Source organism: Halorhabdus rudnickae, assembly GCF_900880625.1.
GTDB classification, from domain to species: Archaea; Halobacteriota; Halobacteria; order Halobacteriales; family Haloarculaceae; genus Halorhabdus; species Halorhabdus rudnickae.
In genome coordinates this window covers 1,990,928-2,004,196 of sequence record NZ_CAAHFB010000001.1, presented here as the reverse complement: position 1 = coordinate 2,004,196, position 13,269 = coordinate 1,990,928, and the positions used below count along the sequence as shown (strand labels likewise).

General features: G+C 65.0%; 10 protein-coding genes. 5 read left to right on the top strand and 5 right to left on the bottom strand.

Going from position 1 to position 13,269, the window contains the following annotated elements; all coding sequences use genetic code 11:
- Window positions 1-6: 6 nt before the first annotated feature.
- The gene (locus BN2694_RS10095) at window positions 7-2,184 is read right to left on the bottom strand and encodes a twin-arginine translocase subunit TatC (RefSeq protein WP_135664732.1); all 2,178 of its coding nucleotides are present in this window, start codon (window positions 2,182-2,184) and stop codon (window positions 7-9) included.
- A 108-nt stretch (window positions 2,185-2,292) separates the two neighbouring features.
- On the opposite strand from BN2694_RS10095, the gene BN2694_RS10090 reads away from it, so the two are divergent.
- Entirely contained in the window at window positions 2,293-4,467 is a 2,175-nt protein-coding gene (locus tag BN2694_RS10090) for a twin-arginine translocase subunit TatC (RefSeq protein ID WP_135664730.1), read from the top strand.
- 19 nt (window positions 4,468-4,486) lie between these two features.
- Here the strand turns inward: BN2694_RS10090 and larE are convergent, their stop codons facing one another.
- Window positions 4,487-5,437, bottom strand: a complete 951-nt coding sequence (gene larE, locus BN2694_RS10085; RefSeq protein WP_135664725.1) for an ATP-dependent sacrificial sulfur transferase LarE — start codon at window positions 5,435-5,437, stop codon at window positions 4,487-4,489.
- 145 nt (window positions 5,438-5,582) lie between these two features.
- On the opposite strand from larE, the gene BN2694_RS10080 reads away from it, so the two are divergent.
- From BN2694_RS10080 to BN2694_RS10065, 4 genes are all read left to right on the top strand, one after another.
- Window positions 5,583-6,611: an LLM class flavin-dependent oxidoreductase gene (locus tag BN2694_RS10080; RefSeq protein WP_135664722.1), complete on the top strand. Its 1,029-nt coding sequence runs from the start codon at window positions 5,583-5,585 to the stop codon at window positions 6,609-6,611.
- Window positions 6,612-6,677: 66 nt separating this feature from the next.
- Window positions 6,678-8,465, top strand: a complete 1,788-nt coding sequence (locus tag BN2694_RS10075; protein ID WP_135664719.1) for a PAS domain S-box protein — start codon at window positions 6,678-6,680, stop codon at window positions 8,463-8,465.
- A gap of 133 nt (window positions 8,466-8,598) precedes the next feature.
- On the top strand, window positions 8,599-8,814 hold the full coding sequence (locus BN2694_RS10070) for a YgaP family membrane protein (RefSeq protein ID WP_135664716.1): 216 nt from the start codon (window positions 8,599-8,601) through the stop codon (window positions 8,812-8,814).
- 109 nt (window positions 8,815-8,923) lie between these two features.
- Window positions 8,924-10,918, top strand: a complete 1,995-nt coding sequence (locus BN2694_RS10065) for a MutS-related protein (protein ID WP_135664713.1) — start codon at window positions 8,924-8,926, stop codon at window positions 10,916-10,918.
- Between the two features lie 16 nt (window positions 10,919-10,934).
- On the opposite strand, the gene BN2694_RS10060 is transcribed toward BN2694_RS10065, so the two are convergent.
- From BN2694_RS10060 to BN2694_RS10050, 3 genes are read right to left on the bottom strand one after another with little or no spacing between them, the layout of a single operon-like run.
- Window positions 10,935-11,330 (bottom strand): DUF7268 family protein, encoded by a 396-nt coding sequence (locus BN2694_RS10060; protein WP_210408938.1) that lies wholly within the window; start codon window positions 11,328-11,330, stop codon window positions 10,935-10,937.
- Window positions 11,323-12,246, bottom strand: coding sequence for an ABC transporter permease (locus BN2694_RS10055; protein ID WP_135664710.1), 924 nt, complete (start codon window positions 12,244-12,246; stop codon window positions 11,323-11,325). The genes BN2694_RS10060 and BN2694_RS10055 overlap by 8 nt, the downstream gene beginning before the upstream one ends.
- Window positions 12,243-13,256 (bottom strand): ABC transporter permease, encoded by a 1,014-nt coding sequence (locus BN2694_RS10050; RefSeq protein WP_135664707.1) that lies wholly within the window; start codon window positions 13,254-13,256, stop codon window positions 12,243-12,245. Before BN2694_RS10050 ends, BN2694_RS10055 begins: the two co-directional genes overlap by 4 nt.
- Between the last annotated feature and the right edge of the window lie 13 nt (window positions 13,257-13,269).

Sequence of the window (13,269 nt, the reverse complement as noted above, 5' to 3'; positions counted from 1 at the left end):
GACGTCTCAGCCTGCGACGTCCGGCTGCCGGCCGCTGCCCCGACGGCCGCCGAGGGTGACGACCGAGAGGACGGCAAGTCCGAAGAGATATGCCAGGGAGGCCGGAACCGCCAGCAGTAGCATCGAGAACATCCCACCCGGCGTCATGAGCGCAGCCACTGCGAAGAACGCGAGCACGACCACGCGCCAGCGCTCACGCATGATCCGGTAGGGGACGATACCACCGCGGTCGAACAACAGCATCGTCACCGGAATCTCGGCAAGAATGCCGATCCCGACGGTCGTGAAGACGACCAGCCAGCCGAAACTGTTGATTCGGTAGGCGACGACCATGTGTGCCCCGAGAGCGTCGGCGGCCAGCCAGGAGATGACCGATGGAGCGACGTACGTATAGCCGACGTAACTCCCGGCCGTCAGGCCAAGGACGATCGAGCCACCCCAGACGAGCAGGACGCGACGGTCCCCGGTAGCAACGCCGCGGTCCTCCAGGGCCGGCCAGACGTAGTACAACACGAGCGGGAGGACGGCGACGATCGCCAGCAGCGTCGAGAACTTGATCTCGAAGATGAGATGCTCGACAGGGTGTAGCGCGACGATGTCGACGTCCATAGCCATCTCGGGCGGGAGACGGGAGACGAAGTCGTTTCGGATCTCACCGATCCCACCCGAGTAGAGGTACATGAACGACGCGGCCAGGACGGCTCCGAACAGGGCCACGATCCGGAACGCCTTCGACCTGAGCGAGTTGACGATGAACCGGAGATCATAGAGGTACCCGCCGATGTCGTCCTCGGTCGTCTCCTCCTCGGTGAACGCGTCGACGACACCCGCAGTCGTCTCCGAGACGACACCACCTTGGGCTTGCTCGTCAGCAGTGTCGCTGTCAGTGCCCTCGCTGTCGGCCCGTTCGGCCGCCTCGTCGAAGCGCTCGAGGATGATCTCTGCCTTCTCGGCTTCGCCCTCGTCCATCGCCCGCTGGGCGTGTGCCAGGGCGTCTTCCTCGGAGAGCGATTCGAAGGCCTCGGGCGGTGCAGCTTCGACGCCGGCCCGGTCTAAGTTGTCCAGATCGATCGAACTCGGGTCACCCAGTGCCCGTGCGGCGGGGCCGGCCAGTTCACTGAGTTGCCGGTTGACGATCCGATACCCCAGCCAGGCGACGACGATCAGCGCGACGAGGGCCCCGAGAACGGCGGCCACGACGTCGTTTGGCAGACCAGTGAGTTCGCCCAGCGTCGGGAGAGAAATCGAGAACGGGAGTGCAGCGAGGCCATTGTTGAGGGCCGCGATACCGCCGCGGGCGAAGAAACCGAAGACGAGTGCGAACGCGACCAGCGCGCCGGCCGCCAGGACGTTCCAGCGGTCTGCGAGCGCGGCCGTGATGTCGATGCGTTCACTGGAGCGCTTGGCGACGACGACCAGCCGGGTGATCCGGAGGCTGATCGCGTACAGCCCCACCAGCGGCGTTGCCCACATGAGCTGGGTGAGCGGATCCGGCGGCGTGAAGACGGCCCCACCGGCGTACAGCCCGAGGACGGCGTACTTCCACTTATCGCGGAAGGTCTCGTAGGGGACGATCTCGCTGTAGGCGAGGGTACTCATCACGAGCGGGAGCTGGGCCGCGATGCCGAACGAAAGCGCGAGCAGGAAGACGAACTGCGCCCATTTGACGATGTGATAGGTCGGCGTCAGCCCGGCGTTGAGCGCATTGTTCGCCAGGAACGCGAACATGATCGGGAAGAAGACGGTGTAGGCGTAGAATATCCCGCCGACGAACAGAAGCACCATCGCCAGCGCCAGGGCGAGGAGTTTCCAGCGGGCGATCGGTGCCTGGGGCCACCAGCCCCGGCGTCTGAGCGCGCCCCGCGAGAAGTAGATAAAAAGCGGGAGGGCGAGCAAGATGCCGACGGCGAGCCCGATTTTCACCTGTAGGAGAATTACGTCGAAGGGTGTGACGGCGATGACGCGGGTAGCCTCGCGGGTCTCGACGCCCATCTGGGCGAACAGATCGGCCTTTAGTCGGTCCCAGACGAACACTCGCAAGACCCAGACCGAGCCGACGAGCCCGAGAACGAACGCGATAAAGACCTTCTGGAGGTCCTTCTGGGCCGAGCGAAGCATCGCACCCAGAGTCTCCCGACCACTGGCGAGCGTGCGGCGGGTCCCGTCGTCGAGCGCGCCGGACATGGCGTTCGGTATGGTTAACAGAACCCCCGTTATCAATTTATCCATCGGGGCGCCCGCGAACCGGCGAAAAGAAGGCTTACAATAGGCGGGGGCTAACCCGCCGGAACGATGACCGACGGCGACGGCTCCGGGGACCGCGACGAGGACGTCGAGACCCCTGGGGAAGGGTCGGAGGGGGCCGCCGAATCCGAGGGGGACGTCGCCAACGAGCCGACGAATGCGAATGCATCCGATTCCGGTGAGGGCGACGGTGAACCCGACGAGAGCGGCAGTGACCGTCCCGTCGACTCGAACGAAGAACAGCCGGACGGAACGGAAACTGACGGGGATTGCGACGGGAACGACGACGAAGAGACGGTTCCAGACAGCGACGAAAGGACGACCGATGGGGATATCACAGACGGTGAAGTGGAAGTTGCAGAGGACAGTCCAGAGCCAGCCGAAAACGACGGTGAAAGAGCGGTTGCAGAGGACAGTCCAGAGCCAGCCGAAGACGACGATGAGCGATCGGGTGAAGAGAGCGGAGAAAGTGCGGACGACGAGGCCCAAGATCGGGGGGACGGGGACGGGAAACATGGTGCGGACGAAGACGGCCAGGGGGAGGCGACCGAGGCCGAGAAGAGCATCGAGCGACTCCAGGAGCGGTACGATGAGGAAGGCGCCGGCGAATGGGATCCGAACGATCCCAACATGGAGGCAGGCGGTGGCTCCTACACGGACAGCGACGATGACGGGGATGCGGATGGCGGCAACGAGGCCGACGCCGACGACACCAGCGGGGACGGAGAGACCGGCCCCGACGACGGGGCCGAGAGTGGCGAAACGGACGCCGAGGGGGCGAGCAACGACGGCGAAGGCAGTGTCCAAGAAGGTCCGGGCGATCGCGACCCTAGTGGCGAGAGAGCGACCGGAGCAACACCGGTAGTCGGGGCTGAAGAGGAACACGCGCCGGATGACGAAGAGATGCCTCTGGCGGACCACGTCGAGGAGATGGTCCGTCGACTGGGCGTCGTCCTCGTGTTGATGGCCGGCGTGAGTGCGGTGATCTTCCCGTTCGGCGAGCAGATCATCAACGTGATCTGGTACTCGTTCCTGCCGGGCACCTACCAACTGTGCCCGACGACGAGCCACGTCCCCACCGATCCCGCCAGGGTGCTCACCGCCGCGATGGTCGACATCGGGGCGGGCCCCGGCGTCGCGATGGCCGAGGGGGCGACGATCAAACCGGCCTGTCCGCGCGTTTACCAGCCCCTAGCGACAATATTCGCCCGTTTCAAGGTGGCAACGCTGGCTGGGTTCGTCGTCGCGCTGCCGGCGTTCGTCTACGAGACGTACCTGTTCATGCGTCCCGGTCTCTACCCCCGAGAGCGCCGGTACTACCTCGCCGCAGTGCCGACCAGCCTGGTTCTGGCGACAATCGGGATCGCTTTCGCGTACCTGCTCGTCCTGCCGGCGATCTTCACGTACTTCCTGTACTACTCGGAAGGTGCGGCCGACATTGCCTTCGGCCTGACCCAGACCTTCGACCTGATGGTCCTGATGATGGGCTTTTTCGCCGCGATCTTCCAGATCCCGCTTTTCATCATGCTCGCGATCATGATGGGCGTCACCTCCCGACAGTGGCTGGCCGACCGCCGGTTGCTGTTCTGGGCGGCCTTCGCCGGGATCGCGTTCATCTTCAATCCCGATCCGACCGGGATGGCACCGTTCATCGTCGCGGCGACGATGATCGCGCTGTTCGAGGGGACGCTACTGCTGCTGTCCTGGACGGGTAGCGAGGGACTGCTTCCCTCCCCGGACGCTGTGGCTGCCCGCCGGCCGTACGCCTGGATACTTGCCGGTGTGGCCGGCTACCTCGCCAGCGACGCGCCGCTTCCCGAGGGGTACTACGACCAGCTCCCCGGCTTGCTCCGTGGATTCATCGAGGGGAACGACCTGCTCGGGATGACGCCGATAGTCGTGGGCGGACTGCTCATCGCCGTCTACGAGGCGACCGTGTTCCTGCTCCGGCGGTACCTCCCTGTGGGATCGTGGCGCCGGAAACTGTTCTCCGGCCGCGTGTCGCTGTTCCGCCTCCGTTCGCCAGTCTGGATCGTCTCGCTGGTGATCGGCTATCTCGCCAGTCCGAACCCGTTCCTGCTGGATCGGGCCGGGGCTGTCGGGCTCGCCCCCATCGAGGCAGGGGCACTGACGGTCGGCCTGATCGTCGCCTTCGAGGCCCTGTTGGCGCTATGGAAGTTCCGCAGACCGGACGAAGACGAACGATTGCCGCTCGAACGGTGAGCCACGGCTCGGCCGTCGACTACTGATTTTGAGTCGTCGGATACTCCGCCGAAAAGATGTCCCCAGCGGTGTCGGAAGTCTCTCTGCGGTCGACCTCGCTGCTCGCGGTTTCACCGCTCCCTCGATTCGAGGGCTCACTCCGTTCGTCCTCCCGTGCCGGGCTGACGCTGCCCGTCCGGTACCCCTCGAGGTCGAGCGTGACATGTTCGAAACCGAGGTCGCCGATGTGTTCACGAGCGGCGCGGACGAACTCCGGGTCGAGGGCCGCCTCGAGTTCTTCCTCGCCGACCTCGATCCGGGCGATGCCTTTGTGATCGCGGACGCGGAACTGCTCGAAGCCCCAGGTCCGGAGGACGCGTTCGGCCTTCTCGATGCGTGTGAGTTTCTCTTCGGTCACTTCGAGTCCAGTGGGAATACGTGAGGACAGGCACGCCATCGACGGTTTGTCGGCCACGGAGAGGTCGTAGTGGCGGGCGATTTCACGGACCTCTGCTTTCGTGATGTCGTGTTCGAGCAGCGGCGAATAGGCGTCCAGTTCCTCGACGGCCTGCAATCCGGGACGGTGTCCCGCGCCGGGATCGGAGGCGTTCGTGCCGTCACAGACGGTTTCGATGCCGAGTTCGCGCGCGCGGTCGAACATCGCCGAGAGACGCATTGACCGGCAGTGATAGCACCGGTCGCCGTCGTTTTCGACGAAGTCCTCGCTGTCGAGTTCCGAGAACGTCACGACGTCGTGGCGAATCCCGATCTCCGCCGCCACGCGCTCGGCCTCCTGCAGTTCGGCCTCGGGAAGCGTCTCGCTTCTGGCCGTGCAGGCGACGGCGTCCTCGCCGAGGGCCTCGGCGGCGATCGCAGCGACGACGCTGGAGTCGACGCCGCCCGAAAAGGCGATCAGGACACCGTCACGGTCGGCCAGGTCGGCACGGGCCGCCGCGAGTTTCTCGGTGACGGGCCGCTGACTGGAGTCCATCGCCGGTCGGTAGGGAACGGACGCGCAAAAGCCCGTTGTCCCGGGAGGTGTCTCGAGGCGCATCCGATCGCACGATCGTTCTGATCCCCTGCCCCAAATCTGCTGGTAGCCGAACGGTTACCCCGCGGCGCCCCCGAATTCGACTATGGATCTCTCACTTGTCGATCTCTCGCCAGTCCCCGACGACGGGGCTGCCAGCGACGCCTACGAGAACACGGTCGCCGCCGCACGGCAGGCCGAGGAACTCGGCTACGACCGGTTCTGGGTAGCCGAACATCACGCGATGGGCGATACCCTTGCGGGAACCACGCCCGAAGTGCTGCTGGGGAACCTCGCCGCCGAAACAGCGTCGATCAGGCTGGGATCGGGTGCCGTCCTGCTCAACCACTACAGCCCCTACAAAGTCGCCGAAGTATTCGGCGCACTGGACGGTCTCGCGCCGGGCCGTATCGACGCCGGCCTGGGCCGGGCGAACGGCTCGCCGGCCGCCGATCGCGCGCTGGGAACCGATCGCCGCGTCGAGAACCCGGACGAGGATCACACGGAGAAAATCAAAGCCGTCATCTCCCACCTCTATGAGGAGTATCCTGACGATCACCCCTACAGCGACCTCGAAATTCCCCGATCCGGCGAGGAACCGCCGGTCCCGTGGGTGCTCGGATCGAGTCCCTCCAGCGCGAAGATTGCCGGAAAACTCGGCCTGCGGTACTGTTTCGCGGCGTTCATCCGGCCGGGATTTGCGACCCGGGCCTTCGAGACCTACCGCGAGCACTTCGAACCCTCGACACTCGGCGGGGGCCTCGAGGCACCCGACGGGATGGTCGCGGTCAACGCGATCGCCGCCGAAACCGACGAGAAGGCAGCACGCAAGCGGGCGGTCGCCGAGGCGTCCTTCCAGCGGATGGCACGCGGCGTCGTCGGCTCGACGCCCTCGGTCGCGGACGCCATCGAGGAACTCGGCGGCGTTCCCGACCCGACGCCGGCCACGCTCGATGACGGGGAGTGGCCGCGGGCGATCTCGGGAAGCCCGGAGACGCTGGCGGGACTGTTCGAGCAACTCACGGATCGGGTGGGCGTCGAGGAGGTAATGGTCCAGCAGGTCGTCGCCGACCACGACGACGCGCTTCGCTCCCACGAACTCATCGCCGACGGCATTGGACTCGACTCTCGGTGACTGGATCGACGGGTGAGCGTCCACCCGAAGCAATACTTAAACAAGTTCCGACACTCAGGACATCTAATGGTTTCCGAGGACGAAGTTGCCCGGGAGGCCTTCGAGAAGGCCGCCACGATCATGCTGATCCTCGGGGTCGACGGGACGGTCCAGCGGATCAACGACCACGGCTGTGCGGTGCTGGGCTACGACCGGGCGGAGCTGCTTGGCACGGACTGGTTCGAAACGGTGGTTCCAGAGGAGAGTGACGTCGGCCTCCAAGCAGTCCTCGAAGATGTCAAAGAGAACGACGAGGCCGACGTCCACGAGAACGTGGTCCGGACAGCGGATGGCGAGATCCGACATGTCAAGTGGCACGTCTCCGGACTCCGTGACGACGCGGACAAGGTCACACACCTGCTGGTTTCGGGATCGGACATCACCGACCGTATCGAAACCGAGTGTCGTCTCCGCCGGTACGAGCAGGCCGTCGAGAGTTCGACGAACCTGCTTGCGGCCGTCGATCGCGAGTACCGGTACGTGTTGACCAACCACCGCTACCGGGACCTTTACGGCATCGACGAGGGCGTTCCGGCGGACGAGCGACTCGCGGATGTCCTTGGGAGCGAGCGCTTCGAAGCGATCAAACCGTACGTCGATCGGGCACTCGCCGGCGAGTCGGTCGAGTACGAGACCGAACGAACGCGACCGGACGGAGAGCAGCGGTCGTTTCACGTTCGGTACTTTCCGCTCGAAGACGCTGACGGGACGATCCAGGGCGCTGTGGCGTCGTTGCGCGACGTCACCGAGCGCCGGGCGCGCGAACGGGAACGCCGGGAGACGATGGAGACCTTCGAGGGACTCTTTGACGGGATCAACGACGCCGTGTTCGTCCACAGACTCGACGGCCAGTTTCTCGCCGTCAACGAGACCGCCTGTCAGCGCCTGGGCTACGATGAGGGCGAGTTGCTCGGGATGACACCGTGGGATCTCGACGTCGACGAGGCGGTGAGAAAGATCGACGATCGCATCGAGACGATCCGGGAAGAAGGTGGAGTGACCTTCGAGACCGTGCACGTCGGGAAAGACGGTGAACAGATCCCGGTCGAAATCACGTCGAGCCTCGTTACGTACTTCGGGGAGACGGCGATTCTGAGCGTCGCACGGGACATTACCGACCGCAAGGAGCGTGAACGACAGCTCAGGCGGGAGATCGATCGACTCGCCGAGTTCGCCGATGTCATCTCTCATGATCTCCGCAATCCGCTGAACGTCGCCCAGGGGCGACTCGCGTTGCTCGGCGAGGATTGCGGGAGCGAGCACCTCGAACCGATCGAACGCGCGCTCGATCGCATGGAGGGCATCGTCGAGGACACGCTCACGCTCGCCCGCCAGGGCGAGACCGTCGGCGAAACCGAACCCGTCCGCGTCGCCGACATCGTCGGACAGTGTTGGGACGCCGTGGCGACGGGAACGGCGACACTCGAAATCACCGAGGAGTTCACGATCCGCGCCGATCACGACCGCCTCCGGCACGTCTTCGAGAACCTGTTCCGGAACGCCGTGGAGCATAGCTCCACGAGCTCTGACTCGCAAGCTCGTCAGGACGCCGTCGAACACGGCGGCGAAACCGTCACCGTCCGAGTCGGGCGGTGCGAAGCGGGTTTCTACGTGATGGACGACGGCCAGGGGATCGACTCCGAACACCGCGAATCCGTCTTCGAGCCTGGGTTTTCGACCCTGGAGCATGGAACGGGCTTTGGACTCACTATCGTCCGCCAGATTGCCGAAGCCCACGGCTGGGCCGTGACAGTGGCCGACGCCGAGTCCGGCGGCGCACGCTTCGAGTTCGCCGATGTCGAAGTGATCGAGTAAGTCGGACTGGCGACGGGACCACGGGTACTTCGAGACGAGCTGATTTATGGGCAGGAGGCCGTGACATTCTTGTATGAAAATAGCAATACTACCCACAACAGGTAACCGTCTCGGTGTCTAAGATGCTACCATCATGGAGCAAAACGTCGGCTCGGTCGATCGCACCGTTCGCATCGTCGCCGGCCTCGTCCTCGGGGCCGTCGGACTCGCCGTCTTGGCAGGTTTTCTATCGGCACTGGGGACAGTTATCGCCGCGTTAGCGCTTGTCGTCGGAGTCGTACTGCTCGGGACAGCCCTGACCCGGCAGTGTCTGCTCTATGAGTTGGTCGGCATCGACACGAGAGAGTAAACCCGAGTACCGCAGTGGGAGAATCGTCTCGACCTCCCCGGGTGAGTCTCCGCAGCACTCGATAGGTGGGCGTGAGGTTTTTTCTCGCGGGGCGTCGTGGCTCCGGTAGATGGAGCTCCAGGCGATCCCCGGCGTCGGTACGAAGACGGCCGAATCGCTGGCCCAACTCCAAGACCCACAGGAGGCGATCGAGAACGGTAACGTCGCAGCCGTCGCGCGGGCACCCGGCATCAGCCAGGGTCGAGCCGCCCGGATCGTCCGGGCGGCGATCCGGAAACGACACGACGACGAGCGGGAGTTTCTCGCGACGCCTCGTGCCAGGGAGGTGTATCAGGATATCCAGGAACTGCTCCAGGAGCGTACTGTCACCGACTACGCGGCCGCCCGTCTGGAGACGCTGTATCCCAGCGCCAGCACCTCCCGTATCGGGGAGGTCCGGGCATTGAGCGAGCGGGCGATGGAACGCGATCCCGACCAGGCGGTTCGACGGGCACTCGGTGACGTCGACCCGCTCGAACGACCCGGAGACATCCGGGTGCGTGACAGGTGTCTCGCGACGACCGACGGCGAGACCTACGCCAGTGCGCGAGAGGCGATCCCCGAGTTGAGTGTCGAAGTGGTCGATGACAGCCGCGATCTCGCGGAACTGGCCCGTGGCTACGCGACGGTGGTGGCGCTGGACGATTCGTTCGCGGGCGTCGACGTCGACGGTGACGTCCGTGTCGAACCCGACGCCCTCCAGGATCCGGTCTCGGTCGTCCCGGAGCGGCCGCTTGCGTTTTTCGCGCACAACCGCGAGCGCCTGCTCGCGGCGATCGCCGTCCACCGGGCGGCCGATCTCGATGCCCCCTGTGATCTGGCGGCACTCGAAGCCGCGCTGGATCGACTCGACGCGGAAGGGACGCCGACCGGCGACGACGAATTGGAGCGGCTCCAGACCGCCGTCGACGACCTTGAGGCCGTCGTGAGCGAGGCCGAATCGGTCGCAAACGATCGTCTCCGTGCGGCCATCGAACAACAGGACGTCACCATCGAGGGGGCGGACCTGCTGTCGCTGGTCGAGCGGGGCGCTGGCGTCGACGAGGTGCTTTCGAGAGAACTGGCCGCCGAGTACGACGACGCCGTCGAGGCGGCCCGCGAGCACGTGATCGAGACGCTGTCCCTCCGGGACGTCGCTGACGTCGCCAGACGGGTCGTCCCGGACGAGCCGACGTTTCCGGTCGAGCGAGAGGAGACCGTCGTCTCACGGCTCCGGGAGGAACTGACGACCGCCCGCGATCGACGAGCCGAGCGGCTCAAGACCGAACTAGCCGACGACCTGGCCGCGATGCGCGGGCCGGCCGAGCAGTTGGTCGAGGCGGCCCTGGAACTCGATGTCGAACTCGCTATCGCTCGCTTCGGTGCGGACTTCGAGGCGACGATGCCCGACCTCGATGGCGACGGCATCGCGATCGAAGGTGGGCGCTCACCCCTTCTGGACGTGGCGTTCGACGCTGTCGATCCAGTCGACTACGAAGTCGACGGCGTTAGGCTCCTCTCGGGCGTCAACAGCGGCGGGAAGACCTCGACGCTGGATCTGCTTGCGCTGGTAGTGATCCTGGCACACATGGGCCTGCCAGTCCCAGCCGAGCGGGCCCGCGTCGGCCGGATCGATGCCTTGCACTACCACGCCAAGACCCAGGGAACCCTCGATGCGGGGGCCTTCGAGAGCACGCTACGATCCTTTGGCGAGTTGGTCACCGAGGCGGCAAGCGACGGCGAGACGCTGGTACTAGTCGACGAACTAGAGAGTATCACGGAACCGGGGGCGAGCGCGAAGATCATGGCCGGTATCCTCGAAGCACTCGCCGAGCGCGACCAGACGGCCGTGTTCGTCTCTCACCTCGCCAGAGAGATCAGGGCGACGGCCGACCGCGAGATCGGCGTCGATGGGATCCAGGCGCTGGGGCTCGAAGACGGCGAGTTACAGGTCGATCGCACGCCACGGACGGACACGCTGGCTCGCTCGACACCGGAGCTTATCGTCGAGAAACTCGCCGATGACGATGACCACGGGAACGGTAGCGGCGACTTCTATGCGCGACTGTTGGGGAAGTTCGAGTAGGGATCTCCGGAGACGGTCAGACGCCAAACGCGATCGCGGTCCCGACAGCACCGAACAGCCACCCGCTACCGAACCACGTCAGTGTGGCGAAAGCGCGTCTGGCACCCGCCTCGGTCCACCCCGAGTCGGTGTCGGCGTACTCGTGCATGCGCTCGATCGTCTCGCCCAGACCGACCGCGCCGGCCCAGGTCGTGAGGCCGAATCCGAAAATCAGCGCGCCGAGCGCGAAGGCGGTGTCGGTCGCGCCCTTCGGCGTATCGACGGCCAGCAGCGCCAAGGACGCACCGATACCGACGGCGATTCCGGCCAGGACGATCCGGGCAGCGGCACGCACCGACCGGCCGGGGTCTCGGGCCGCATCGTGTCCGGACGAGGAGTCGGCGGTCGGATCCACGGCGGTACGATCAGTCAACGGTCTCACGCATGCGCGGGTCGAGAGCATCGCGCATGCCGTCACCCAGGAGGTTGAACCCGAGCACCGTCAGGGCGAGCACGAATCCGGGGAAGAACGACCACCACCAGATGCCCGAAAACAGGCCGAACTCGACACCGTTCGAGAGCATCATCCCCCAGGTCGGTTCACCGGGACTGGCACCGAACCCGAGAAACGAGAGGGCCGCGATGTCGATGATCGCTAGCCCGAAGTTCAGCGTCGACTGGACGGTGATCGGCGCCAGACAGTTCGGGAGGACGTGCCGGACGAGCAATCGGGGGTCGGTCGCCCCGAGCGCGCGGGTCGCCTCGATGTATTCGTCTTCGAGAACCTTCAGTGCGGCCCCACGGACGACGCGGGCGAACCGTGGCGTGTAGACCAGCGTCAGCGCGGCGACCGCCCGCCAGAGGCCCAGTTCCTCGGGGAAGATCGTCACCAGGGCAAGCGCCAACAGTAGTGACGGGAACGACAGGAGGACATCCATCGTCCGCATGATGACGTTATCAGCGAGGTCGCCGTAGTAGGCTGCGAGGATGCCAAAAGAGATCCCGAGCACCGTCGAGGCCAGGACGGTGACAGTTCCGTAGAGCATCGCGTACCAGGCGCCGTAGATGACTCGCGGGAAGATGTTCCGGGCCTGGCCGTCGGTTCCGAACCAGTACTCGGCGTTGGGCGGGACCTCGGCCGGATTGACCCCGTATCGGGTCGCCATCAGGCTCTCTAAATCGTATGTGAACCGCGCATAGATCGCCAGTATCGCGACGAACGCGATGATCGAGAGCCCGATGACTGCGAGTCGGTTGGCCAGTAACTGAGAGAGGAACGGACTGGCGCGCAGTCGTTCGAGAAGCGAGCGTTCTGCGTCCGTCGATGCATTGGCTGTTTCGGTACTCATTGTTCGATCCGTGGGTCAAGAACCGAGTAGGTGAGGTCGACAACCAGGTTCACCAGCGTGTACAGGACCGCGAACACCAAGACAGTCGCCTGTACGACCGGGTAGTCACTCTGGTTGATCGCGTCGACCAGGAGGGTGCCGATGCCGTTGATCTCGAAGACCGTCTCGGTTAGGACGGCCCCGCCCAGTAGCGTCCCGAACTGGATACCGACGATCGTGATAACGGGGATGAAAGCGTTGCGGAGACCGTGTTTCATGACAGTAATCTTCGCGCCCTGGCCTTTCGCCCGGGCAGTCCGCATATAATCCTGGCGCAGCACCTCGATCATCGAGGAACGCATCATCCGGGAGATCAGCGCCATCTGGTAGATGCCAAGCACCATGACAGGCAACAGCAAGTGGGTCGCCGCGGAGACGAACGCGTCGAACTCACCCATCGCCAGCGTATCGACCAGGATGAGGCCGGTGACGGGTTCGAGGAAATACTCGGATCCGATCCGTCCGCTCGTTGGCAACAGACCGAGAAGCTGTGCGAACAGCAGAATGAGCAAGGGGCCACTCCAGTAGATCGGAATCGAGATGCCGCTGAGTGCGCCGATCCGCGTCAGGTGATCGGTCACCGTATCCTGTTTCACCGCCGAGAGGATGCCTAACGGCAGCCCGAAGACCAGCCCGGCGATCTGGCCAAGGACCGCGAGTTCAATCGTGATCGGGAGTCGCTGGGCCAGGATCGAACTGACGGGCGTCCCACGCTGGATCTGGTAGGACTGCCCGAAGTCGAAGGTCACAACGTCGCCCAAAAACCGGACGTACTGTTGCCAGAGCGGATCGGCCAGCCCCAGGTCCGAGCGGACCTGGTCGATGAACGCCTGGCTGGCGCGCTGGCCGGCGATCGCGACCGCAGGATCGCCCGGGGAGAGGTGCAGGATGGCGAACACGAGCGTCGAGACGCCGAACAGCACCGGCACCAGCAGGAGCAGGCGTTTCGTGACGAACCGCTTCGATACCATTGTTGGATGAGGA

Excerpts from the sequence above, each read along its gene's own strand:
- BN2694_RS10095 (WP_135664732.1), bottom strand. The coding sequence starts at position 2,184 with ATGTCCGGCGCGCTCGACGACGGGACCCGCCGCACGCTCGCCAGTGGT.
- BN2694_RS10090 (WP_135664730.1), top strand. The coding sequence starts at position 2,293 with ATGACCGACGGCGACGGCTCCGGGGACCGCGACGAGGACGTCGAGACC.
- larE (WP_135664725.1), bottom strand. The coding sequence starts at position 5,437 with ATGGACTCCAGTCAGCGGCCCGTCACCGAGAAACTCGCGGCGGCCCGT.
- BN2694_RS10080 (WP_135664722.1), top strand. The coding sequence starts at position 5,583 with ATGGATCTCTCACTTGTCGATCTCTCGCCAGTCCCCGACGACGGGGCT.
- BN2694_RS10075 (WP_135664719.1), top strand. The coding sequence starts at position 6,678 with ATGGTTTCCGAGGACGAAGTTGCCCGGGAGGCCTTCGAGAAGGCCGCC.
- BN2694_RS10070 (WP_135664716.1), top strand. The coding sequence starts at position 8,599 with ATGGAGCAAAACGTCGGCTCGGTCGATCGCACCGTTCGCATCGTCGCC.
- BN2694_RS10065 (WP_135664713.1), top strand. The coding sequence starts at position 8,924 with ATGGAGCTCCAGGCGATCCCCGGCGTCGGTACGAAGACGGCCGAATCG.
- BN2694_RS10055 (WP_135664710.1), bottom strand. The coding sequence starts at position 12,246 with ATGAGTACCGAAACAGCCAATGCATCGACGGACGCAGAACGCTCGCTT.
- BN2694_RS10050 (WP_135664707.1), bottom strand. The coding sequence starts at position 13,256 with ATGGTATCGAAGCGGTTCGTCACGAAACGCCTGCTCCTGCTGGTGCCG.